This is a genomic window from Sphingobacterium sp. UBA7253 (assembly GCF_002472745.1).
Taxonomy (GTDB): domain Bacteria; phylum Bacteroidota; class Bacteroidia; order Sphingobacteriales; family Sphingobacteriaceae; genus Sphingobacterium; species Sphingobacterium siyangense.
Genome location: NZ_DKSP01000028.1, coordinates 40,209 through 65,494, shown reverse-complemented (window position 1 = coordinate 65,494; position 25,286 = coordinate 40,209). Strand labels below are relative to the sequence as shown.

The 25,286-nt window shown below is 39.3% G+C and carries 16 protein-coding genes; 6 read left to right on the top strand and 10 right to left on the bottom strand.

Annotated features, from left to right (window positions below; translation table 11 throughout):
• Window positions 1–108 precede the first annotated feature (108 nt).
• A complete protein-coding gene (locus tag B2X72_RS02140) occupies window positions 109–3,984 on the top strand; it encodes a hybrid sensor histidine kinase/response regulator transcription factor (protein ID WP_286848184.1) in 3,876 nt (1,291 codons plus the stop codon).
• Between the two features lie 194 nt (window positions 3,985–4,178).
• Here the strand turns inward: B2X72_RS02140 and B2X72_RS02135 are convergent, their stop codons facing one another.
• Window positions 4,179–5,426: a glycoside hydrolase family 88 protein gene (locus tag B2X72_RS02135; protein WP_075990865.1), complete on the bottom strand. Its 1,248-nt coding sequence runs from the start codon at window positions 5,424–5,426 to the stop codon at window positions 4,179–4,181.
• A gap of 162 nt (window positions 5,427–5,588) precedes the next feature.
• Window positions 5,589–7,730 (bottom strand): glycosyl hydrolase family 95 catalytic domain-containing protein, encoded by a 2,142-nt coding sequence (locus B2X72_RS02130; RefSeq protein ID WP_286848183.1) that lies wholly within the window; start codon window positions 7,728–7,730, stop codon window positions 5,589–5,591.
• A 383-nt stretch (window positions 7,731–8,113) separates the two neighbouring features.
• On the opposite strand from B2X72_RS02130, the gene B2X72_RS02125 reads away from it, so the two are divergent.
• The 3 genes from B2X72_RS02125 to B2X72_RS02115 all read left to right on the top strand — a co-directional run bounded on the left by B2X72_RS02125 (window position 8,114) and on the right by B2X72_RS02115 (window position 14,198).
• Window positions 8,114–9,382 (top strand): Gfo/Idh/MocA family oxidoreductase, encoded by a 1,269-nt coding sequence (locus tag B2X72_RS02125; protein WP_088160080.1) that lies wholly within the window; start codon window positions 8,114–8,116, stop codon window positions 9,380–9,382.
• 12 nt (window positions 9,383–9,394) lie between these two features.
• Complete coding sequence (locus tag B2X72_RS02120) at window positions 9,395–12,796, top strand: DUF1080 domain-containing protein (RefSeq protein WP_286848182.1); 3,402 nt, start codon at window positions 9,395–9,397, stop codon at window positions 12,794–12,796.
• Between the two features lie 151 nt (window positions 12,797–12,947).
• The gene (locus B2X72_RS02115) at window positions 12,948–14,198 is read left to right on the top strand and encodes an ROK family transcriptional regulator (RefSeq protein WP_286848180.1); all 1,251 of its coding nucleotides are present in this window, start codon (window positions 12,948–12,950) and stop codon (window positions 14,196–14,198) included.
• On the opposite strand, the gene B2X72_RS02110 is transcribed toward B2X72_RS02115, so the two are convergent.
• The 8 genes from B2X72_RS02110 to B2X72_RS02075 all read right to left on the bottom strand — a co-directional run bounded on the left by B2X72_RS02110 (window position 14,195) and on the right by B2X72_RS02075 (window position 22,905).
• On the bottom strand, window positions 14,195–14,554 hold the full coding sequence (locus tag B2X72_RS02110; RefSeq protein ID WP_286848179.1) for a CoA-binding protein: 360 nt from the start codon (window positions 14,552–14,554) through the stop codon (window positions 14,195–14,197). The two genes, B2X72_RS02115 and B2X72_RS02110, sit on opposite strands and share 4 nt — an antisense overlap.
• A gap of 128 nt (window positions 14,555–14,682) precedes the next feature.
• A complete protein-coding gene (locus B2X72_RS02105) occupies window positions 14,683–15,873 on the bottom strand; it encodes a serine hydrolase domain-containing protein (protein WP_145327176.1) in 1,191 nt (396 codons plus the stop codon).
• A 382-nt stretch (window positions 15,874–16,255) separates the two neighbouring features.
• A complete protein-coding gene (locus B2X72_RS02100; RefSeq protein WP_145327177.1) occupies window positions 16,256–17,887 on the bottom strand; it encodes a pyruvate dehydrogenase complex dihydrolipoamide acetyltransferase in 1,632 nt (543 codons plus the stop codon).
• Between the two features lie 29 nt (window positions 17,888–17,916).
• Entirely contained in the window at window positions 17,917–18,912 is a 996-nt protein-coding gene (gene pdhA / locus B2X72_RS02095) for a pyruvate dehydrogenase (acetyl-transferring) E1 component subunit alpha (RefSeq protein ID WP_046674850.1), read from the bottom strand.
• 243 nt (window positions 18,913–19,155) lie between these two features.
• A complete protein-coding gene (gene hisS, locus B2X72_RS02090; RefSeq protein ID WP_075990858.1) occupies window positions 19,156–20,538 on the bottom strand; it encodes a histidine--tRNA ligase in 1,383 nt (460 codons plus the stop codon).
• A gap of 24 nt (window positions 20,539–20,562) precedes the next feature.
• Window positions 20,563–21,303: a ribonuclease III gene (rnc, locus tag B2X72_RS02085; RefSeq protein WP_088160073.1), complete on the bottom strand. Its 741-nt coding sequence runs from the start codon at window positions 21,301–21,303 to the stop codon at window positions 20,563–20,565.
• Between the two features lie 84 nt (window positions 21,304–21,387).
• On the bottom strand, window positions 21,388–22,641 hold the full coding sequence (fabF, locus tag B2X72_RS02080; RefSeq protein WP_046674847.1) for a beta-ketoacyl-ACP synthase II: 1,254 nt from the start codon (window positions 22,639–22,641) through the stop codon (window positions 21,388–21,390).
• Between the two features lie 27 nt (window positions 22,642–22,668).
• Window positions 22,669–22,905 (bottom strand): acyl carrier protein, encoded by a 237-nt coding sequence (locus B2X72_RS02075; RefSeq protein WP_028070665.1) that lies wholly within the window; start codon window positions 22,903–22,905, stop codon window positions 22,669–22,671.
• 287 nt (window positions 22,906–23,192) lie between these two features.
• On the opposite strand from B2X72_RS02075, the gene B2X72_RS02070 reads away from it, so the two are divergent.
• Both B2X72_RS02070 and pyk read left to right on the top strand, forming a co-directional pair.
• A complete protein-coding gene (locus B2X72_RS02070) occupies window positions 23,193–23,687 on the top strand; it encodes an IPExxxVDY family protein (RefSeq protein ID WP_232475665.1) in 495 nt (164 codons plus the stop codon).
• A 134-nt stretch (window positions 23,688–23,821) separates the two neighbouring features.
• Window positions 23,822–25,249, top strand: coding sequence for a pyruvate kinase (gene pyk / locus B2X72_RS02065; protein WP_075990855.1), 1,428 nt, complete (start codon window positions 23,822–23,824; stop codon window positions 25,247–25,249).
• The last annotated feature ends 37 nt before the right edge of the window (window positions 25,250–25,286 follow it).

Below are 25,286 nucleotides of genomic sequence, written 5' to 3'. Positions count from 1 at the left end.
ATTGGTTGTTTAATAGGTCAAAGATGGGTTTATGAGCAAATTAAGAGGGGTAAAATTCATAAATATTTGGGGGTAAAATCTTAAATTTGACACAAATACCCCATAACCATGAGCATACTACCTATTTTATCGCGACAATTTCTGCTGTTGATATCCATCATTTCCCTTTGTCATGCACAGAATTTAAAATTTGAGACACTAAGCCAGGAGAACGTATTGGATAAACAGGCGGTATTAACAATTGCTCAAGATAAACAAGGTAAACTTTGGTTCGGCGGCGGAGCCAACCTTTTTGTATACGACTCCCAGAATATCACTAATATTCTCGTACAGGATACCGTATTTAAAAAGGTAGATTACATTAACAAGATTGCCATCAACGCAAATAATGACCTTTTCATTGCTACAGCAACGCAGTTATTTATTTTCGATATCGACAAACGCAAAGCGGTATTTAAACAAGGAAAACCTTTTCAAGAAAAAATTACTGTCGCCGACATACAGCTCCTTTCAGACAAAATATTTCTGTGCACCGACAAAGGTCTCTATCAGGCTATCCCCACAGCAGGTACCTACAATCTCAAAAAACTCATTAACCAATCCCGAGTACAATCGATTATTCAGACAGGACCAGAAACCTATATCATGGCGAGCATGAATGGCATAACGTCTTTTTCTTTGAAAAATAATCAAATTTCTACGAACCAGAATCTTATAGCATCTCCCCTGCCGTTAAAAGAGCAGATTTTCAGCACAATGTATCTTCATAAAAACATCCTGTGGGTTGGTACAAAATTGCATGGAATATTCCAATACAACTTCGTTGATAAAAAATGGAATAACCTAACAGAAACAAATAGCAATCTGCTCAGCAATAACATCCGGAAAATTGTCCCAACTAAACAAGGAGAACTACTGATTGGAACACTAAAAGGACTCTCCATCTTTAACGGGACACCACATTTCTTAAACTATAAACATAATACCTCCGTCAAAAACTCATTGAGTCAAAACTCTATCTATGATATCTTTATTGATCGACAACAGATCACCTGGATAGGAACTTATTTTGGAGGAATCAATGCCATCTACCCCGATCTGATCCCCATACAGCATTATTCAACACGTTCGCGTCCAGGTCTCAGCCTCAATAGCGATATCACCGGCAGTTTCGCAGAGTCAGAAAATGCGTTTTGGATTGGAACAGAAGAAGAAGGAATCAACAAAATTGACAAAAGAACAGAAACCACCTCTCCTTTGTCTAAATTAACCCAGTCAAACCTGATCAAGGATCTATACGTTAGAGATAACAAAATTTATGCAGCACAGTACGGCGGCGGTTATTCCATTATCGATGCACAATCTGGAAACACACAACACTTTTACCTGGAAAAAGATCTCCTAAACCTCAAAAACAATATTTATAGCATTTACGTCGATCCCGTACATCGCATTTACCTCGGAACCAATAAAGGGCTTTACATCGTCGATCCTGGAAAACCTGCAGCGTATAACGCTGCATTAAAAACAGGTACAATTGATGATATCCAAGCGGACAATAAACAGCATACTTATTTGCTCAGAGGAGGTACACTTTTTCGCAAAAAACCGAATGAATCAAACATAAAACCAATAAAACAGCTAGATACATTGACGCTAGGCGGATTTTATGTTCATCCGAACGGGGACATCTGGCTGACATCCAAAGAATACTTATATCATTTTGATCAGCATGATCACTTAACCAAGGTATCTCGCTTTCCGAACAATTCGCTAGGCTGGCCCATCTTTGTGAACAATCAGGTATGGCTTACCAGTAAAAATGGATTAATATGCTATAATCCCAAAACAAAACATAGCTACCTCCTGAATCAATATGACGGTTTACCGGTCAAAAATCTACTTGGAGCCAAAGTCTTTGCCAGCAAAACAGGAACACTATTCGTCACAACACTCAATGGTGTAGTTGCCCTGGATACCCGAACAATAACTTTCAATCAGACTATCCCCGAGGTACTCTTCCGAAATATCTTTCTCGAAGAGACACCCTTGAACTACGGACGGCTTCAGAAAACGACCGATCACAACAGCTATCAGCTCAAACTCCGACATGATGAAAACTTTGTTACGATTAATTTCTCAGGTTCTAATTTCATCAAACCACAAAAGAATAGATACCGATATAAGCTTGATGGCTTTGACAAGGATTGGGTTGAAACAAGTACTCCGTCAATACGATATACCAATATTCCAGTCGGAATGCATACTTTGACCATATTCGCCAGTAACAACGATGGCATTTGGAGCAGTATACCCCTACGGATCAATATCGATATTAAACCTCCCTTTTGGAGAACCTGGTGGGCCTATCTGTTGTATGCCGGCTTATTTACCTTGGGTGTACATTTTGTCATCAAGTTTGTTGTCGAACGTGAGATGTTGATCAATTCAGAACGGGAACAGGAAAAGAAAATAAAATTCTTTACACAGATATCGCACGAAATTCGCACACCGTTGACTTTGATTACAGCTCCATTAGACGAAATTATTTCCGAAACGGCCAATCTGACTTCTACACAAAACAAAGTAAAACGGATAAAAAAGAATGCCAGTAAGCTCCTTGGTGTTATCAACGAGCTGCTGGACTTTAAAAAATTCGATGACAAACACTTTGTACTGAAGAAAACCGACATCTCTTTTAGAGAATACATAGAAGATACGTTCTACTTACTGAATGACCTTGCCAAAACAAAACATCTCAACTATTATATACGTCAGTTGGATGCAATAGGATTACAATCCATTGATACCCTGCAGTTTGACAAAGTGATGTTTAATCTACTATCCAATGCCATCAAATATACACCCGAATATGGTACCGTTTACCTTGAGCTGATCGAAAGCGATGACTCATTTTCCATAAACATAGTTGATAGTGGCATTGGTATTGCCACAGACAATCAGTTCAAAATATTTGAAGAATACTATCGTGAAGAACAAGCTAATGATGCAATCGGCACAGGCATTGGATTGGCACTTACCAAACAAATTGTGCAGCAACACAAGGGAGAGATTCGTTGTTTTTCGAAGGAGGATGAAAAAGGAAAATGGACGGTATTTACGGTAACCTTACTGAAACAAGATGGCGAGAAAGTAGAGCCGCAAGCAATAGGCCTCCTTGCAAAGGAAACAGAGGACGTTAGCATACTGGTACCAAGCACGCTTGATACTTCCTTGCAACAAACTATTTTAATTGTAGAAGACAACAAAGAATTATTAGCAACGGTAGTCAGTCTGTTTCAGGACACCTACACAATCATTACGGCTGATCATGGCGAAGAAGCTCTTTCCAAAGCATTGGAATATATCCCTGACCTGATTATTTCAGACTTGATGATGCCTTATATGGATGGAGCCCAACTGTGTCAGGCCGTTAAAACAAATATGGTGACAAGCCATATTCCGTTCATTTTGTTGACAGCCGTAACAGACAGCCATTCACAAACCTTAGCCCTGGAGCAGGGTGCAAATATCTATTTAACAAAGCCCTTCGACAATAAACAACTATTTCTCTCCGCTCAGAATCTCATGGCTATCAGCCAGAAAAAGAGTAAAGAATTTCAGGTCAAAACAGCTTCATTCGACAATGAACTTGATGCGCAATTCATCTCATCCCTAAATGAGTTGATCGAAGAAAATATCCAGTCAGATGGCTTTGATGTTAATTTTATATCACGTAAAATGGGAATGAGCGCTCCAATTCTCTATCGTAAACTGAAGGCAATATCCAATTTATCGCTCAATAATTATGTTAAAACGTATAGGCTAAACAAAGCGAAAGAACTACTGAATTCTGACATGAACATCAGTGAGATCGCCTATGCTGTGGGGTTTTCGGACAGGAAGTACTTTAGTAAGGAATTTAAAAAACAGTTTGGATACAATCCGTCGGAACAAACCGCTACGACCAACCAGAATAGCTAAACCCTGTTATATCGAACGTGGTCCCCGTAATGCTCAATAAACGCTGTAATTCCCAATAAAAAGACAGAGGTGGCTATGCCACCTCTGTCTTTTAGCTTTAACTACGTTTTTAATCAAGTTTGAGCCTTACTTAAAACAAATCATTTTTTAAACGATCCGATCCCACTAAAATAAGCTTTTAACTGTTGACAACCTTATTTAGCGATCTCTTTGATCATAGGTTCTCCGGACAATAGGCGCTGATAACGAACCAAGGCCTCCACATAATAGTAATCGGCATAGGTCAACGGCACATCGATTTCCGAATTTAATGGCAGCGCTCCAACACTGTGTTGTAAGATATACCCACCATTTTGACCATAAGGTGCCAGATAAGGTGCCTTCGACAGGTTCTTAAGAATCGTTTCTGCTTTATCAAAATAATTCAAAGCTTCACTTCCCTTTGTGTATTGTGAGAGCTCTAACAAAGCAGACGCATATAATGCCGCCGCAGATACATCCCGCAGATCCTTATTCGGATACATTTTATCTGACTGCGCAATTTTATCTTTATCAAAATCCCAGTAAGGAACCAGATCAGCAGGCAAATTCGGATTGCTTAGGATATAATTTGCGATTTGCTGGGCCTGCTTCAAAAATTCTTTCTTCTTTGTCTCGCGGTACATCATGGTATAACCATACAGCGCCCATCCTTGTCCTCTTGACCATGCCGATTCATCAAATGCGCCCTGATGGGTCTTTTTACCAATCGCCTTACCTGTGTTTTTATCATAATCGATCACATGGTATGAGCTATAATCTTTTCTGAAGTGATTTTTCAAGGTTGTTTCAGCATGAGATACCGCAATATCATAAAATTTTTTATCTCCAGTCATTTTAGACACCTGTGTCAAAAACTCCAGGTTCATCATATTATCGATTATAACCGGATACTGCCATGATCCGTGATCCCAAGAACGAATCGTTTTGGTAGTTGGACTATAGCGAGATGCTAAGGAATTGGCGCCGGTGCTGAGTACTGGTCCATACTTTTGGTTATCACCCGTGAGACGCAATGCGTTTCCAAAACTACAGAATAACATAAACCCTAAATCATGTGTACCCTTGTTGTTCTTTTCTTTTTCTAGATAGGTCAATTTCTCGGTTGCTTTCTTTAACAGCCCTTCATCTTTGGTACCTTCATATAAATACAACAATGTCCCTGGATAAAACCCCGAACACCACCAGCTCGACGAAGAAAATACCTCTTTGCCATTTTCGAAAGTTTTTGGAAACTTTTCTGCCGGAGTTTCGCTCGCCAGGACTTTTATTTGCTTCGCTGCAGCATCTAGCTGCTGCTGAATAAACGCCTTGGATAGATTCGGTTTTGCCGTTTGCGCCTGAACGACAGTCGAAGTACCCAAAACGGTCAATAATAACACGGAAAGTTGTTTTAATTTCATTATTTTCTATTCTTATATTTTTATTTGATCAGCGCATTAGCGCTTCAATTTTATACCTAAATAATATGCTTTCTTTATTTCAATTGATTGAGGAATTTTAAGCAATTGGCTCAAGGAGCTTGAATATCCAGTTTCAACGTAATTTCTTTAACTTACCTTTTATCAATGTACATTAATCAAAGCGATTGCTCCCTTATCAAGCTTCAGATCAATTGTTCCATCTCTCCTTATATCAAACGTACCTTTTCCCTGTATCTTTATTTCTGGTATTCCGATATCGGATTTTAAACGTAGACGACCTCCATATTGACTTTTGATCCGGATGTTGGCCGTTTTTCCATTTTTTCGCTCTGCTGATACGAGATTTCCACCATCTGTCAAAAAATTGGTAAAGGAAACATCCTTCCATTTATGAGGAATAGCAGGAAACACGCGTAATACACCATTCCAATACTGCATACACAATTCTTGAATACTGGCCATCGCTGCCAGTGGGGTTTCTATCACCGGACCGCTTTCAGCATATAGCGTATTGGCTTTAATATATTTCTGCAATAGCACATCCAGCGAAGCCAAAGCCGAATCTCCTCTCCCCATCATGGCATACATAGAGGCAGCACCTGTAAATGAATAGCCCTGCAACCATTGCTTTTTGCTCTGCCAATGTGCAATAGAGCGCTCAATAAGAGCTTGATTATTTACCTGATCCCAGTTTATATCGTAAAAAGGATAAATCATCATTAGGTGCGAATAGTGACGATGCGACTCGCCATACGGTAGATCTTTTGCGATCATAAAGCCATCGACATCTTTTGGATAATCAATCAAGTTGGCCAATACGTCTGTCCAGACAGCATGAAGTTTATCCTTGCCGCCTCTTTCTTGATCCAGCTCAATAAGCGTCTTGAGCCCCCATTTGAAAATAGAAAGATCATAATTTGTATCATAAGCATACCCTTTTGAATATTCTGGTGAATAGGTTTTCACACCGATATGGTATTTTCCTGCTTGATTCTTTTCCAATAAGTGCAAATGATAATTTATCGCTTCCTTCAGTAGCGGAAATAAGCGATCATATACTTCCTGCGACAGGGTCGCTCGATAATATTGATAATAACTATGCAACAGCCATACGAGATTACCTAGCTCCTTTTCACCATCGGAAGCCGCATCCAATGAAACATTTTTTGCCAGAAGAACAGGACTCCATAAGCTTGGCCCCGAGGAGCGACCTACAGCCAAACTGTTATAGCGATAAGGCTCGGGAACATTTTGTCTTAAATTATCTTTATTCCGATCAATCATCTGGATCAACGAGTTTGCAATACCGAGCTGGTTCGCTTTGAAAACAGGGGAATAAGCAAGTTGCATATTAAGATTAAGCCAGTACGCTGGCCACGGAGTTGGACTTGTCCAGGGCCCCTGTAAATCCATAGCGGGTTTATCTGACCTTGTTGCACTGGCAAGCTTATACAGTTGCATTTCATAAAACTGCTGGTAAACCGTATCTGGCAGCTCCAGTGTAGATGCTACAAAATAGTCTGTCCACCACTTGCGATGGGACGCCAGTCCCTTCGTTAACTTTTGTTCTTTAAAATTCTGAACATAATTGATCGCCTTTTTGACATAAGCGGTTCCCTGCTGGTTATAATCTACGGTAATTAAATAGGTATCCACTTCTTTGCCGGATCTGCCACAATAAGCCGTCACATACCCTCCCCCGGCTAGAAGAGGCTGATCAAAATATTTTATTTCGCCTTGGGTGCCAAAACTTCCTTTTGGATTTGTCGGATAGTTTTTCGGTTTTTGCGTATAGCTGAATCCCATCCTTGGGCTGATGGCTTCGTCGGGTTTCCATGTAAGATGGTAATTCCCGTTAAAATCTTTTTTAAATACCTCTAGCAAAATAATGTTGTCATTTGATAAGGTGGTCGTCCGAATTCTCACCATCCCTTGGTCTGTGCCGACTTTCGCCTCAGCATAGGCATCTTTTAAATGAATTTCTCCTTGTGCCTGCACAATCGGGCGTTCAAATTCTATTTCAAAATGACCTAACGACATACGCGCCTGATCAAACAATTTATCGGCCGAATTCGCTCGATGATCATAAATATCAGTTCTTCCAATATCCACACGCATCGAATTCTTACCGGCTAAGTAAGTCATCGTTCCCAGGAGACCATTTCCAGTAAACACTCCTTCATAAATCGTATGGCCCAACACTGGAATTCTAAATTGAGCTGATCCTCCAAATGGCTGGCATAGGATGCAAACGAGTAAAAACAGTATTCTTAGATTCATCATTAGGATTTAATGCTATCAGAGCGACCATAAAGATGCTGGATTATTCTCCTGAAATCAAGCCTCTTTTACGAAAACGATTGAGGAAAATCGAGATCAAGTCCTTTTCTGTCTACCACATCGAATAGCTACCACACTGAAATGTAACAATTTAGTAGATAAAACAACACAGCATAGGCAATAATGAGGTAGCTATATATGAAAGAAATGAATTCAACAGTATTCTTTTGTTATTTTTTAACAAAACACAAATAAACAATACGTAAAATTTTAGTTATCAGTTTACATTTATCAGTTTTTTATCTATTTTTAAGATTAAATATCCAATGCCGTTATTTTTAACAGCCTAATAGTGGATCAATTATAAAACAACTAATCCAACCAAAATGAAAGAACAGAATTCATCAAGGCGTGATTTCATAAAAAAATCCGTGGTCGGTGCTGCGGCATTTTCTATTGTACCACGCTTTGTACTCGGAGGACAGGGCTATCTTGCTCCGAGCGACCATCTAACCAAAGGTGTAATTGGTGTCGGCAATATGGGCCGTGGACACTTTGGCTACGCCGGAACTAAAACAGTAGCCATTTGTGATGTGGACAAAACCCATCTAGCGGCAGCACAAGCAGACTTAGGCGGTGGTGTGAAGGAATACCATGACTTTAGGGAGTTGATTAAATCTCCAGAAGTAGATATTGTGCATATTGCTACTCCACCACATTGGCATGGACTGATGTCCATTGAAGCGGCAAAAGCAGGAAAAGATATCTGGTGTGAAAAACCAATGACACGTACTATCGGTGAGGGTAAAAAAGTGAAAGAAGCCATTGCACAACATGGCAATATCTTCCGTTTAAATACCTGGTTTCGTTTCAAGGATGATTTTTATGGAATGAATGTTCCAGTAAGCAAAATCAAAAAATTAGTTGATACTGGCATGTTAGGTTGGCCTTTGAAAGTTACAATAAGCAAACATACCGGATTTGACTGGAAGTTCTATTGGGTAGGAAAGGAAAATTTACCAGAGGAGAAAGTACCGGCTGAACTTGACTACGATTTTTGGTTAGGTCCGGCGCCATATAAGCCTTACAATAAACACCGCGTGCATACCACTTTTAGAGGATATTGGGATTATGATGGTGGCGGTCTAGGAGATATGGGGCAACATTATATGGATCCTGTTCAATACTTCTTAGGTAAAGACAACGAAAGTCCGATTACCGTCGACGTTGATGCTCCGCAGCAACATCCGGATGCCGTGGGCACATGGAGACGAATTACATTTACCTATGCCGATGGTTGTCAGATCATTTTAGACGGTGAAGCAAAAGATGAAAAGGCAGCCTATATTGAAGGTCCAAAAGGTAAATTATATCGAGGATTCCAATCAGATATACCGGATTTGGAAAGAAAACTTGCACAGTACCCTGAACCTGCACCACAGATTACTGACTTCTTGGAATCCGTTCGCACAAGAGAAAAGTTTGCACTGAATGAGATCAATGGACACCGTTCTTGTACCTTGGTCAATATGGGATTAGCAGCATTGCGACTGAACAGATCACTAAAATATGACTCTCAAAATGAGCTATTTATTAATGACGACGCCGCAAATAGATTAATTCACCAACCAATGAGAGGCCCTTGGTCTATTTAAAAAGATATCCCGATGAAAAGAATATTCAATTCGCTGACCGTATTGCTTCTTATATCTAGTGCAACCTACGCTCAGCAACCACAAAATAGAACGACTGCAACTAAAATAGCAGACGTATTGGCACAACAGCCGGCTGAAGAAAAAGAAAAGTTTTTACTTGCCATGCATGAGCTGGAAGGTTTTTCTTCTGATGACGTCGTTACGTTCCTCAAAGGACTTAAAGCACCAGGTAGCAACAATGCTCCGATAGAATTTGCGGCAAACAGCTATTCGTTCTATGTTAATCAGCCTGGTAAAGAACAACAAAAAAGAGTTTTCGTTGAAGGATTGGCAAAATCCATAGCGCAATTGAGTGAACCAACAAATCAGGTCTTTGCCCTACGCCTGTTACGTCAATGCGCCGATAATACAGCTATACCAGCTGTCGCTACTTGTTTGACAAACGATTATCTCGCCGATGCAGCAGCGAGAACCCTAGTTTCTATTCGTACCCCTGAATCGACAGCAGCCTTAGAAAAAGCTTTAGCAGCATCCACAACAGAGAAAACTGCCATTGCCCTGGTTACAGCACTCGGAGATCTAAAAGATAAAAATGCTGAAAGTGCCATTTTAGGATTAACGCAAAAATATAATTCGGATGGCTTCCAGCGGACGGCATTGATCGCGTTGAGCAAAATCGGAGGTACAGCTTCTGAATCGCTATTCCAGGAAAAACTAAATGCCGCCGGCTATAACTATGACAAATTGGATGCAGTAGGACTTGGTATCGACTATGCTCAAGCATTGATCGACAATAAACACGACCAAGATGCGGTTAAGTTCCTAAACAAGTTTTTCCAGGAATCACAAAAAGCAAAATCGATCAACGGCCAAATTGCATCGCTTAAATTATTGACGACCATCGACCCAGCGAAACAACAAAAGAACTTGTTAGCAGCTGTTAAGAGCGATAATGGTGCTTACCGTAACATTGCATTACAATTACTCGGAAAATACGGAAAAGGCGCCGACGCGAAAAGCTTGCTTGCTTTAGCAAGCAAGGGTACTCCTGAAGTGCAAGAAAGTGTATTGAACTACTTAGCCCACAATGGTTCGGCAAGCAGCTTAAAACTAATCCAGGCATTAGTAAATAAAACACAGTCTCCCGTAACTAAATTAGCTGGATTAAGTGCACTAAATACACTATCTCAGGGTAAAGAAACCAATACCTTAATCCAGGCGCTCAACGCTGATCAACAATTCAACAATTCGGTAAAAGCATTGATCCTTTCATCGAAAGATGCAAATGTCGTAACTGATGTCAACAATGCACTTTCAACTGTAGACGACGACAAAAAGATTCAATTGCTGGATATTTTAAGTAAACGTTCCAACAATGCATCATCCAAAGCTGTATTAGCCATAAAGAGTGCAAACCCTGCTGTCGAAGAAGCGATCAACAAAGCACTTCCAAATGTAGCTCAGGAATCGGACTTAGAAGAACTATTCAGTAGGTTAAACAATACAACAGACAATAAATCTGCCGTGCTATTGCAACGTGCCATTGTCAATGTGGTTCAGTCAAGCACAAATTCAAAGGGATTAACAGAAAAACTAGCCGCTAATATATCGAAGTCTGCAGCGCCTAATACCGCTAAGTATTTCCCTATTTTTGCTGGGCTTGGTGACGCCCAGTCATTGAAAGCTGTAACTGCATACCTTAACAACAATAATACAGGTCTACGGTCCGCAGCAATTGAGTCTTTGGCTAGCTGGTCTACCTCCAACGCACTGCCAGAATTGGTATCTCTTTCACGAATAGAAAAAGACGATAATCTTTTCAATACGGTATACAGAGGATTAATTAAATCAATTTCTTCTTCTTCGAATACGCCTGAACAGAAAACTTTGTTATTAAGAGATGCATTCAACGTTGCCAAAACCACAGATCAGAAAAAAGCAGCATTATCTGCGTTACAACCTACAGGAACATACCAGTCTTTAGTTTTTGCCGCTGATTTAATGAGCGACGCGCAACTTGGCGGAACTGCGGCCAATGTAGCGATGAACATTGCAATGGACAACAAGTTCTATGGCAAAAAGGTTAGAGAGGTTCTTGAACAGGTGATCGGTAAATTGTCGGGTAGTGAAAGTGGATACCTTAAGGAAGCTGTTGTTCGCTATCTCGCTGAAATGCCGATCAAAGAAGGTTATGTTTCGATGTTCAATGGTAAAGACCTAAGTGGCTGGAAAGGTTTGGTAGCAGATCCGATCAAACGCAGTAAAATGAACGAGAAAACTTTAGCAGCAGAACAAGCTAAAGCCGACGATATCATGCGCAAAGGTTGGACAGCATCCAATGGTGAAATTGCCTTCAGTGGTAAAGGCGATAATCTGGCGACCGTAAAGAAATATGGCGATTTTGAAATGCTGGTAGACTGGAAATTGGAAAACTATGGCGGTATAGAAGGTGATGCCGGTATCTACTTGAGAGGTACTCCCCAAGTACAAATTTGGGATATTGCGAATACAAGAGTCGGCGCCCAAGTTGGCTCTGGCGGATTATATAACAACCAGAAAAATGAAAGCAAACCGTTGAAGGTTGCCGACAATGCTACTGGCGAATGGAATACATTTAAAATCAAAATGGTAGACGATAAAGTCACAGTTTGGTTAAATGGACAGTTAGTAACCGATAATATTCCTCTTGAAAACTATTGGGATAGAAACCAATCAATTTTCCCTACCGAACAAATTGAGTTACAAGCGCATGGTTCAGTTGTTTATTATAGAGATCTTTTTATCAAGGAATTCCCAAGAAAACAAATCTTTAAATTGAGCGATCAAGAGAAAAAAGAAGGTTTTGAAGTACTTTTTGATGGAACAAACCTCGACAAGTGGACAGAAAACCAAGCTTATGTTGTCAACGACGAAGGTTATATCTGGGTGTATCCAAATGCAAAATTTGGTGGAAACCTTTACACAAAAGAAGAATATGCAGACTTCATTTATCGCTTCGACTTCAAATTAACGCCTGGTGCCAACAATGGTGTGGGAATACGCGCTCCTCTGGAGGGAGATGCCGCATATGAGGCCATGGAAATCCAGGTACTTGATGATGGTGCAGATGTTTATAAAGACTTAAAGCAATACCAATATCACGGTTCAATTTATGGAGTTGTTCCTGCCAAAAAAGGTCATTTAAAACCCGTAGGTGAATGGAACTCCGAGGAAATCGTGGTGAAAGGAAATCGCATCAAAGTTACACTGAATGGCGCGGTTATCGTGGATGCGGATATCGCCGAGGCAAGCAAAAATGGAACCCTGGATGGCAAACAACATCCTGGGCTTAAACGAACCTCTGGTCATATCGGGTTTCTAGGACACGGTACCGAAGTATTCTTTAAAGATATTCGAGTAAAAAAACTCAAATAGTCTAAACTTATACGTAGAGAGGGGATAAGGAATCTTATCCCCTTTTTGCTAATTAGCCCACTTGCTTGTCAAGTGAGAAAAATAACCAAATGATTCCAAAACTTTTGCTAAATTAAAGCCCTGAGGATTCTATTTCAAAATTTGACGTTTTATGACTAAAGCCGTAAACTTACTGATTAACAAAAAATTGGAGAGTAAACCTGAAAAGAAAAATCTGTTCAACAAAATCTCCATTATAAAATTAATAGCCGAATTAGGATCTGTATCGGTAAATGACATTGTAAAAAACCTCTATTTAAGCCTGCCTACGGTAAATAGCCTTATTGCAGAATTGCTGGAAGATGATTTTATCCGTCAATTTGACAAAGGAGAATCTATTGGTGGACGTAAACCCAATTTATATAAGCTATGTGATGGATTGTTTCAGGTGCTATCGATTGAACTCCAACGTTTCTCCATCACACTGAGCATAATGGACAACAACCAGAACATTATTGCTGAAACTGTTGAGCTGGATAATGAATTATCTCGAAATGGAGAAAATCTAGCCGCTATCACACAAATCATTGATCAATATCTTATCGATAAATCAGTTGATACTGAGAACCTAACAGGGATTATTATTGGCATGCCAGGACTAATCAATGCTGAAGAAGGTACTAACGAGACTTTTTTACATGACGACAATCAATCCATAACAAACTATTTTGAGCGCATATATAAAAAACCGGTCTTCATTCTGAATGACGTTAAAGGTGCAGCTTATGCTGAATTGAAATTTGGATTGGCAAAAAACACAAAAAACAGTTTAATTATCCTAATGGATTGGGGGATAGGTTTAGGAATCGTGTCCAATGGCGAAGTCTACCTAGGCCGTGATGGCTACTCCGGCGAAGTAGGACATATGCCCTTTATCGACAACGGTGAACTTTGCTATTGTGGGAAAAGAGGCTGTTTGGAAACCGTAGCTTCCGGAATTGCTTTGGTCAACAATGCTAAACAGGAAATCCAAAAAGGAGAGCTGACTAAATTAAATGAATTACAACCCGATGAATTACAACATTTAACACCGACACATATTATTGAAGCGGCAAACAAGGGTGATCAATTTGCAATAAATCAGATTTCAAAACTAGGAACAAACCTAGGAAAAGCATTTGCATCTTTAATACAGCTACTCAATCCCGAATTGATCGTGTTGGGTGGAAAAATTGCAAAAGCAAATGAATTGATCACGATTCCGATACAACAAGCCATAAATTCCTATACCATGGCCATTTTGAAGGAACATTGTGACATCAAAGTGTCAAGTCTAAATCTCGACAGCAATACCGTGGGTCTGACAAATTATTTTATCACGAAGTACCTATCGGTTGAATTGCTTCATAAATCCAAAATCTAAAACTGCCCTGTACTCAACAAGACAAGAGTACAGGCTCTTTCTGTCTTAATACCGTGCTCCATAGCGACCTGTTCCAATTCTGCATTCTCCGCACCAGGATTAAATATTATTCGTTTTGGCTTCGTCGCTAATATATAATCGTAATATTCTTTCTGATTAGGCTCACTAAGATACATTGTCACAGTATCAATATCTGTATGGATATCACCTTTCTTTTCAATAGGAACTCCGGCGGCTTCCCCTCCACTCAAGCCAATATTAACGATAGCATGCCCATGTTTATGCAACATATTTGCAGCTTTATTCGAATAACGTGAAGGATTGGTACTAGCACCTAAAATCAATGTTTTTTTCATCCCTTTTTATATCTTTTGTGTTTACCTGTTGCATGCATACTCAGGGCATGTAGATTATCTTCTTTGCCTTCTCGTTACAATAGGATAAAGAAGATAATCTAAATTCTCAAAGTAGCATCGCTCAAAAATTACTCATCGATGATAAAATCACCATGGTTGCTATACGCATTTTTACGCAATACTGGCATTCCCATGATTTTATAAAGCTCGTCCAATTTGACCAAGCTTCCATTTGTCATATTAGAAAGTAAAACAATAACTATGTTTCTCTTTAAATCTCTTACATAAATATGTCTAAAACCGTGCCACCAACCTGTATGGTATACGATATGATCATTACCATGCTCAAACGTACGCCAACCATAACCATAGCTAAAAATTCCCTTTTTGGCATCCGGATATCCTCGGTATGCCGAATCCAATGTTGACTGCTTTAACAATCGTCCATCTCTCAAAGCAAGATCAAAACGATAAAGGTCACGCACCGTACTATAAATTCCTTTGTCACCAAGCGGTCCATCCTGAAAATTTTGCACGACCGATCTTCGCCATACCTTGTCATGTCCAATAACGTTAGTCGGAATTTTATCATACACTGCCTTAGAAAGTGCAGCTGTATTTGTCATTCCTGCAACATTAAATACGCTGTCTTTCATATACGTAGCGTAATCTTGCTTTGATATCTTTTCAATAATGGCCCCTAAGACCATAAAGTTGGAGTTATTGTAAAAGAAACGCCCTCCTGGCGCACCATAGCGATTGGGTTTAAATTCAGTCAGCATTTTCATCACATCCTGATTCGTCATTCCTTTCTTACGATCAGGCCAATGTTCCTCGGAAAAATAAACATAATTAGGTAATCCCGAACGGTGTGTCAATAACATTTTTATGGTAATACCAGGATAAGGAAAATCCGGATAGAAGTCATTGATCGTTTGATCGAGACGTAACTTTCCTGTCTCTACTAACTTTAAAATTCCGACAGCTGTAAGCGGTTTAGAAACGGAAGCGAGTTCAAATTTGTCATCAATTTTTAGACTATCCCGTTTTAAGTAATTGGCCCAGCCGAATGTATTCTGATATAAGATTTTACCATCTTTCGCAACAAGAACATTCCCATTGAATGCAGCTTTTGAATGAAGATTTTTCATAAAAGCATCTATCTTTTGATCTGCATTATTTGGATTATAGACGAGCCTTGTGCTATCCACTTTTGCCTGCGCTATCGCTGCTTCCTTCTGTTTTTTCTCTTTTGAACTACAGGCCATTGTAGATACAAACAAAAGAGCGACCATTCCCTTTAAAAAAAATAATTTCACTATACTAAGTCTCCCGGATTTTTGTGTTTTCTGTATTGTATATCAATAAATACCCCCTATTTCCTGTGTCCTAAATAATATCAAATTATTGAAGCTCGTAATAGAAGGACCAGCATACTGATAATAATGCTAAAATGAAGATTTTAGTATAAAAAAACGAATTTTTCCCTACAATAATTGTTATTCATCGTATATGTTACCTTTTTTACGCACAGCGTCTCTTTCACTATAGAGTTGAACAACCTGTACTTCCTTCAACCAAACGGATAACGATAGAAATTATCGGTAAAAAAAGCTTTCCTGTGGAATGAGCTTAATCAATTAAGGCCATAAAAAAAGCCACTTTATTACTAAAGTGGCTTTTAATTCCTCTATTAAAGGATTATGCTAATAATCTTACTGGATTTTCAACCAAAGATTTCAATGTTTGCAAAAATGCAGCTCCAGTTGCACCATCAACCACACGGTGATCACAACCCAAAGTCACTTTCATTACATTACCAGGAACTACAGCTCCGTTTTTAACTACAGGAACTGCTTGAATAGCACCAACAGAAAGAATAGCTCCATCTGGTGAGTTGATAATGGATGTAAATTCATCAATTCCAAACATACCTAAGTTGGAAACTGTAAATGTAGATCCTTCCCAATCCGCAGGCTGTAATTTTTTAGCTTTCGCCTTTTGGGCGAAGTCTTTCACCTCTGCAGAGATATGTGACAATGATTTACCATCTGCAAAACGCACAACAGGAACTAATAAACCATCTTCAACAGCCATTGCAACACCAATGTTGGTATGCTCATTGAAACGGATTTTATCGCCTTGCCATGAAGAGTTTACAGCAGGATGTTTTTTCAAAGCAACAGCAACAGCTTTTACAACGATATCATTGAAAGAAACTTTTACTGGAGCAACCTCATTGATCTGCGCACGAGCAGCCATTGCATTGTCCATGTCAATTGATACAGTCAAATAGAAGTGTGGAGCTGTAAACAATGACTCTGCTAGACGACGCGCAATAGTTTTACGCATTTGGTTAACTGGTTTTTCAGTATAGCGCTCTTCACCAACAAATGTAGGCAAAGTGATTGCTTTTGCTTCTGTTGCAGGAGCAGCTGCAGCTTTTGTCTCCGCAGGTTGTGCAGCAACAGGAACAAACGATTCAACATCTTTCTTCACAATACGGCCACCATCTGCAGAACCTTTGATATCACTTAAATTGATACCTTTTTCTTGTGCAATTTTACGTGCTAAAGGAGAAGCTTTCACACGAGAATCATCACTTGAAGACGATGCTACCGGTGCAGCAGTTACAGCAGCAGCTGAATCAGCTTTAGGAGCTTCAGCAGTTTCCGCCTTTGCAGGTGCAGATTTTTGATTTAACAAAGGTGTGATATCAGTTCCAGCAGGACCAACAATCGCGATGATGTCGTTTACCTTTGCAGCTTGTCCAGCTTCGAGACCAACATATAACAAGGTGCCATCAGCATAAGCTGTAACCTCCATAGTCGCTTTATCAGTTTCTACATCAGCAATAGCATCGTCAGATTTTATCGTATCACCAACTTTGAAGTTCCATTGCGCAATGACCCCCTCTTTCATGGTATCACTTAACAAAGGCATTGTAATAACAGTACATCCCAATTCTTCAGGAGTTACAGTACTAGCCGAAGATTCTGGACCAGAAACTTCTTCTGCTTTTTTTTCTTCGGTTTCTTCTGGTGCTTTTTCAGCAGCAGGTGCATCACCACTCAACAATGCTTGAAAATCTTCACCCGGTTCTCCTAAAACAGCAATAACAGCATCAATAGCTACTGCTTCGCCTTCTTTGGGACCAATATATAAAAGAGTTCCTTCTTGGTAAGACTCAAAGTCCATCGTAGCTTTATCTGTTTCAATCTCAGCTACTAAATCACCAGAATTTACTTTATCACCAACTTTTTTGTGCCATTTCGCGATGACCCCTTCGGTCATTGTATCGCTCATTTTCGGCATTCTTACTACTTCAGCCATTCTTTATTATATTATCAAGTTAAAGAGTATTAATCTAAAATAAATGGATAGTCTTGTTGTACATATACATCTTTGTACAATTCATCTGCAGTTGGATAAGGAGATTCCTCTGCAAATTTCACCGACTCCTCAACGACCTTTTTCACATCAGCCTCAACTTCTGCAAACCAAGCGTCATCTGCATAGTTGTTTTCTAAAATAGCATGTTTAGTCGACAACAATGGGTCACGGTCTTTATACGCTTCTAGTTCTTCTTTCGTACGATATTTAGCTGGATCAGACATTGAGTGTCCTTTGTAACGGTACGTACGAATTTCTAGGAATGTTGGACCTTCACCTGCACGAGCACGTTGAACAGCTTCGTCCATCGCATTGTGTACAGCAACAACATCCATTCCATCAACCGGAGCAGAAGGCATATCGAAACCTAAGCCCATTTTGTAAATATCCTGCATGTTCGTTGTACGTTGTACAGAAGTACCCATTGCATAACCGTTGTTTTCACACACGAAGATAACAGGGAGTTTCCACAACATCGCCATGTTCAATGTCTCATTGAATGCACCTTGACGCACAGCTCCATCACCCATATAACAGATATTTACATTATCTGTACCAAGATATTTTTCAGCAAATGCGATACCAGCACCTAAAGGAATCTGACCACCAACAATACCATGGCCACCCATGAATTTGTGTTCTTTGGAGAAGAAGTGCATAGAACCTCCCTTACCTTTTGAACAACCCGTGATCTTTCCATATAATTCAGCCATACAAGCATTTGCAGAAACGCCTTTAGCCAAAGCGTGGGCGTGATCACGATAAGCAGTGATTAAAGAATCTTCCGGTTTGATTACTGACATCGTTCCAGCGACTACAGCCTCTTGTCCTATGTACAAGTGACAGAAACCACGAATCTTTTGCTGTCCGTAAAGTTGACCTGCTTTTTCTTCAAACTTACGCATAAGTAACATAGACTTATACCACTCCAAATATGTCTCTTTTGTTATAGGTGTTGAACTCATTTCAAAGTTTTGATTTTCTTACTATTCTAGACTACAAATCTAATAATTTTGGACGAATTTCCTTGCCCAAAAATCAATTTTATTTATACTTTAAGACACTTCTAAGACATTTGATTTAAAGTATATAGCATTTGATTACAAATAAATGAACGGCACAATCAAATAAATCAAAAACTTATGAAAATAAAAAAGCCAAAGGACTTAATAATCATTTGGCTTAATCTATTTTATGCAAACTGTTTGCTATCGAAGTTTTTGTATCAGCTCACTTTCAGTTACCTTTACCTGTTCCCCGCTTTCCATGTCCTTTAATGACAATTGCCCTGAAGTAGCCTCTTCGTCACCCACTAATAATACGTAGGGGATTCCTTTCCCATCCGCATAACCCATTTGTTTCTTCAATTTTACAGGAGAAGCATAGAGTTCCGAAGCGATATTTTCCTTCCGAAGCTTATTGAGTAAATTCAGGGTGTAACTTTCCAGTTGTTTATCAAAATTTATAATCAGGAGTTTGGTAGAATCGGCCTTACCGATAGGAAATAAGTCCAGCTCTTCCAACACATCATAGATACGATCCGCACCAAAGGAAACACCGACTCCGGTCAGCCCCTTCAGACCAAACATACCCGTGAGATCATCGTAGCGACCACCGCCACCGATACTTCCCATGGCAACCTCATTCGTCTTGACCTCAAAAATACAACCTGTATAATAATTGAGGCCTCGAGCCAATGTAATATCCAGATCTATGATTTGATTAAGCAATTTTTCTTCAGCACCTAATTTGCCGACATAGTCAAACACTTCCTCAATCTCAGCGATACCATTTAAACCGACAGCAGAAGTTGCTAAAATCGTTTTTAAGGAAGACAGTTTCTCATCATTCGAGCCTTCCAATAAAATTATAGGTTTCAAAATAGCAAGATCTGCCTCGGTGAAACCCCTTTCCAACAATTCTTTGTTGACACCTTCCAACCCGATTTTATCCAATTTATCGATCGCGACAGTCATATCCACAATCAGTTCCGGTTTTCCGATGATTTCAGCAATACCTGAAAGAATTTTCCGGTTGTTGATTTTAATATTAAAATCTTTCAGTCCAAAACGTTCGAAGGCTTCTTGATAAATCAAAATAAATTCAGCTTCATTCAATAAACTTTCTGACCCGACCACGTCGACATCACATTGATAAAACTCACGGTATCTTCCGCGTTGCGGACGATCTGCACGCCACACAGGTTGCACCTGAAAACGCTTAAATGGTAAGGTAATATCATTTTGGTGCATCACAACATAGCGTGCAAACGGCACCGTAAGATCATATCGTAATGCTTTCTCTGATATATGAGGAATGAGCTTATTGGAATTTTTATCATGAAGCAGGTTATCTGGCGCTTTCGCCAAGTAATCACCCGAATTAAGAATCTTAAAGATCAATTTATCACCCTCGTCACCGTATTTACCGGTAAGGGTTGTCAAATTTTCAAATGAAGGGGTCTGTATTTCATTATAGCCATATTTTCTGAATACCGTTTTCAGTGTATCGAAAATATAGTTACGTTTGATCATTTCGGAAGGTGAAAAATCACGCGTTCCTTTTGCCAAAGAAGGTTTTACTACTGCCATATTTGGCAAAGTTAATAAAATCCTTTATTCTACTTCTAGAATTTTAAGGAATTCACAGGCTTTTTCGGCTGCAGATTTCTCTGCAGATTTCTTATTAAAATCACGGCCAAGTCCACAAACAATACCATCAACGACCGCTTCAATACTAAACATTTTAGAAGACTCTCCTTCCGGATTGTCTGTTTGCCGAAATACGATCTCTTTGCCAGTATGTTGACACCACTCAATCAATCGACTCTTAAAGTTTGTTTCCGTCTGTTCCAATAGATGAATATCGACGTGCGGTTTAATAATTCGATTCAACAAAAAGCTCTTTGTAAAAACATAGCCCCTGTCCAGATAGACTGCCCCTACCAATGCCTCAAAAGCATCACCCAATAAGGATCCCTGTTTATTCGGAAAACTGATCATTCGCGCATCAAACTGGATAAGCTCATTAAAACCCAACTTTCTAGAAAGTTGATTTAGGTTCGCTCTACTGACAATTTTTGAGCGCATTTCAGTCAGGAACCCTTCATCTTTATAAGGATACTTCTTAAATAACAGCTCAGCCACAACCGAACCCAAAACAGCATCACCCAAGAATTCTAAACGTTCGTTGCTATTCTTGGCGCCCTCTTTAATTGTAACGGCAACAGACTTGTGTCTAAAAGCCATCTTGTACAGATGTACATTTCCGGGGACAAATCCAAGCAGGTTTTTTAGTTTTCTAACGTATTCCCGATCTGGCGAAAAATATAATTTATATATCCTTGCAAAAGGCATCTCTTCTAAAAATAAGGCGACAAGTCCTAGTTAAAGAACCTGTCGCTAGCTCATATTATCAAACCATGTTTGAAGGATCAAACATTAAGCTTTATATTTTTTCACAATAACAGTAGCATTGTGGCCACCGAAACCGAATGTGTTGCTCAACGCCGCATTAACTATACGTTTTTGCGCTTTGTTGAATGTAAAATTCAAGTTATTATCAATTTCCGGATCGTCTGTAAAGTGATTGATTGTCGGAGGGACAATATCATTTTGAACAGCCAATATAGAAGCGATAGTTTCTATAGCTCCTGCAGCACCCAAAAGGTGCCCTGTCATTGATTTAGTTGAACTGATATTCAATTTATAGGCGTGTTCACCAAACAGGTCAACAATAGCCTTCGTTTCACTAATATCACCGACCGGTGTAGAAGTCCCATGAACATTGATATAATCAATATCTGAAAAATCCATCTCTGCATCATTTACAGCCATTGTCATAGCCAGTTTTGCGCCCAATCCTTCAGGATGCGATGCTGTGATATGATGCGCATCAGCACTCATTCCACCCCCTGCAATCTCTGCATAGATTTTTGCTCCACGTGCTAAGGCATGCTCCAAACTTTCTAAGATCAAGGCACCTGAACCCTCTCCCGAAACAAAACCATCTCTATCTTTATCAAAAGGACGTGAGGCTGTTTTAGGGTCGTCATTTCTGGTTGACAAAGCATGCATAGCATTGAACCCACCAATTCCGGCCTCATTAACTGTAGCTTCTGATCCACCCGTAACAATCACATCAGCTTTGCCCATACGGATATAGTTAAAAGCATCTATCATTGCATTGGTAGCCGAGGCACAAGCCGATACGGCAGAAAAGTTAGGCCCACGAAGACCATGACGCATTGAAATATGTCCTGGAGCAATATCAACGAGCATCTTAGGAATGAAGAAAGGATTGAAACGAGGTGTTCCATCTCCCTTTGCAAAGTTTGCAACTTCTTCAGTGAAAGTTGTTAACCCCCCTATTCCTGAGCCCCAAATTACTCCGATACGATTTGTATCTAATTTTTCAAAATCTAAGCCAGCATCTTTAATTGCCTCATCTGTTGACGCAATTGCATACTGGACAAAAGGATCGACTTTACGAGCTTCCTTACGATCCATAAATTCATGCGGATCAAACCCCTTTACCTCACATGCAAACTGAGTCTTGAATTTTGACGCATCAAAATGCGTAATAGGAGCAGCTCCGCTTACACCATTTATTAACGCCTCCCAGTAAGCTGAGACGGTATTTCCAATTGGTGTAAGGGCGCCTAATCCTGTTACTACTACTCTTTTAAGCTCCATTTATTACGATTAGCCTAATTAAATTAGTTAGTTAACGTTTTTTTCTAAATAAGCGATTGCTTGACCAACAGTACCAATAGTCTCTGCTTGATCATCAGGAATAGCAACGTTGAATTCTTTTTCAAACTCCATGATCAACTCAACAGTGTCAAGTGAATCAGCACCTAAATCATTAGTGAATGAAGCTTCTGGTGTTACTTCGTTTTCGTCAACACCTAATTTTTCAACGATAATTGCTTTTACTCTTGAAGCGATATCTGACATGATTTTATAGTTTAATTGTTTAATAAATCTGTGCAAAGAAAAATAAATTTCATCAAAATTCAAACCTAAATTGATATTTAGATGAAAGTCACCACGTTAGGCGACCGAACTTATTCGCGTCTTATACTAGCTAACCCACTCTATATTAACTTAGTTCAAGTATAACAAAAAATATTTTGTATTCCAAACGCTCAGCTAATTAACTCAAATTTTACACAAAAAGTATATTCCAACCTTAAATTTATTAGTACCTTCGTTAGCAGAGGAGCATATATTTAAGCATTAAAGTGGTCAATAAGTTAGTAGCAAGATTAGATATGGATATGGACGAAGAGTTGGATTTTACCCTACTCGCCATCACCTGTTCTCTGAAAGATTACCGACTCTGCCATTTTATCAACAAGGAGACTAATCTGAATTTTTCCAGAGGAAAAGAAAGTAAATACGACCATGATGGCCGACAAAAAAACAAACCCGAAGAAGAACTTGAATATCATATTATCTTTGACACAAAGAAAAAAATAAGCTACCACTTCACTGCTTTTCATTACCTTATCCCCGATGCTGATACGGAATATTTTCTTATCAACAATAAGAGCATCGAAGGAACTTATTTAATTCCCGAAAACCCCCACTTTGATTTTTTTATCATTATCAAAAACTACATCTGTGAGGATGACGTGGAACATATTATCAAAAGGATCAGCAAATTACCCGAAGTTGTCATTGCAAAAGAAATATCGCCAAAAATATTGAAATCTAAAGAAAATCTCATATTTTAGCAAACTGTAGGTTAGTGTAGCAAATACACCCCAGTTTAGATCTAAATTAATTCGATTTAGTTTTGACAAAACACAACAATATAGTGAGCTATTTGTTGTGATTAATGAAGAACATTTAAAATACAAAATAACAGATGGAAAAAGTTCAAAAAAGGACTAAAATTGTCGCAACATTAGGCCCTGCCTCGGCAGACAAACAAGTTTTGACCAACATGATTGCCAAAGGGGTTGATGTGTGCCGGTTGAATTTCTCTCATGGCAGCCAGGAAGATCACCTTAAGGTAATCGAAACTATAAATGCAATAAATAATGAAACAGGATTCAATGTTGCCATCTTAGCCGATTTACAAGGTCCAAAAATTAGGATCGGAAAAATGAAAGAAGGTGGCGCTGTTCTCGTGAATGGTTCAAAAGTTGAAATCACAACACACGAACTTATCGGAGACGAAAACAGAATCTACATTACATACGAAAACTTTCCAAACGATGTTGAAGCCAACGAAATCATTTTACTTGATGACGGAAAACTTCAACTTCGTGTTTTAGAGACCAATCATAAAGACACTGTTACCTGTGAAGTTGTACACGGAGGTGTCCTTACTTCACGTAAAGGCGTTAACTTACCAAATACTAAAGTATCGATCCCTTCGTTGACCGAAGAAGATTTAGACAACTTGAATTTTGCCTTGGATCATGGTGCAGACTGGATCGCTATGTCTTTCGTCCGTTCGGCAGAAGATATTTTTCAATGTAAAAAAATCATCGAGGCAAAAGGAAGCCATGCACGTGTAATCGCAAAAGTTGAAAAACCAGAAGCGATTGAAAATATTGATGCAATTATCGAAGCTACAGATGCTGTTATGGTTGCTCGTGGAGATTTGGGTGTTGAGCTTCCAATGGAAGAGGTACCAGGACTTCAAAAGATCATCGTACAGAAATGTAGAGATCTTTCAAAACCAGTGATCATTGCGACACAGATGTTGGAAAGTATGATCACTACACCACGTCCTACACGTGCTGAAGTAAATGACGTAGCCAACTCCGTATTGGATGGAGCGGATGCTGTGATGTTAAGTGGCGAGACTTCAGTCGGTGAATTCCCTGAAATCGTTATCGAAACAATGAGCAAAATCATTATCCACGTGGAACAAACTTCTTATCCTTATTATAATGAGAAAGTTAGTGAAATCCACGACGGAACACTTATTCCGGATGCGATTTGCGCTTCTTCGGTTTACCTTGCTCAAAAAACAAATGCATCTGCAATTGCGGTATTGACATCATCTGGTGCAACAGCGTTTGAAATTACAAGTTATAGACCAAATGTAGATATTTTAGTTTTCACAGGAACACAAAAATTACTGAAACAACTCAGCCTACTTTGGGGAGTAAAAACTTTTATCTACGACAAGTTCGAAAGCACGGATGGATCTATCCATGATGTTAACAAATTTATTGTAAAAAATAACTACGTTAAACCTGGATCTATCATTATCAATACAGCTTCGACACCGTTAATCGAAAAAGGTAAAACAAATACAATCCGTGTTTCCCAGCTATAATGGACAATAAGGATTAAAGCAAAAAAAATAGCGTTCT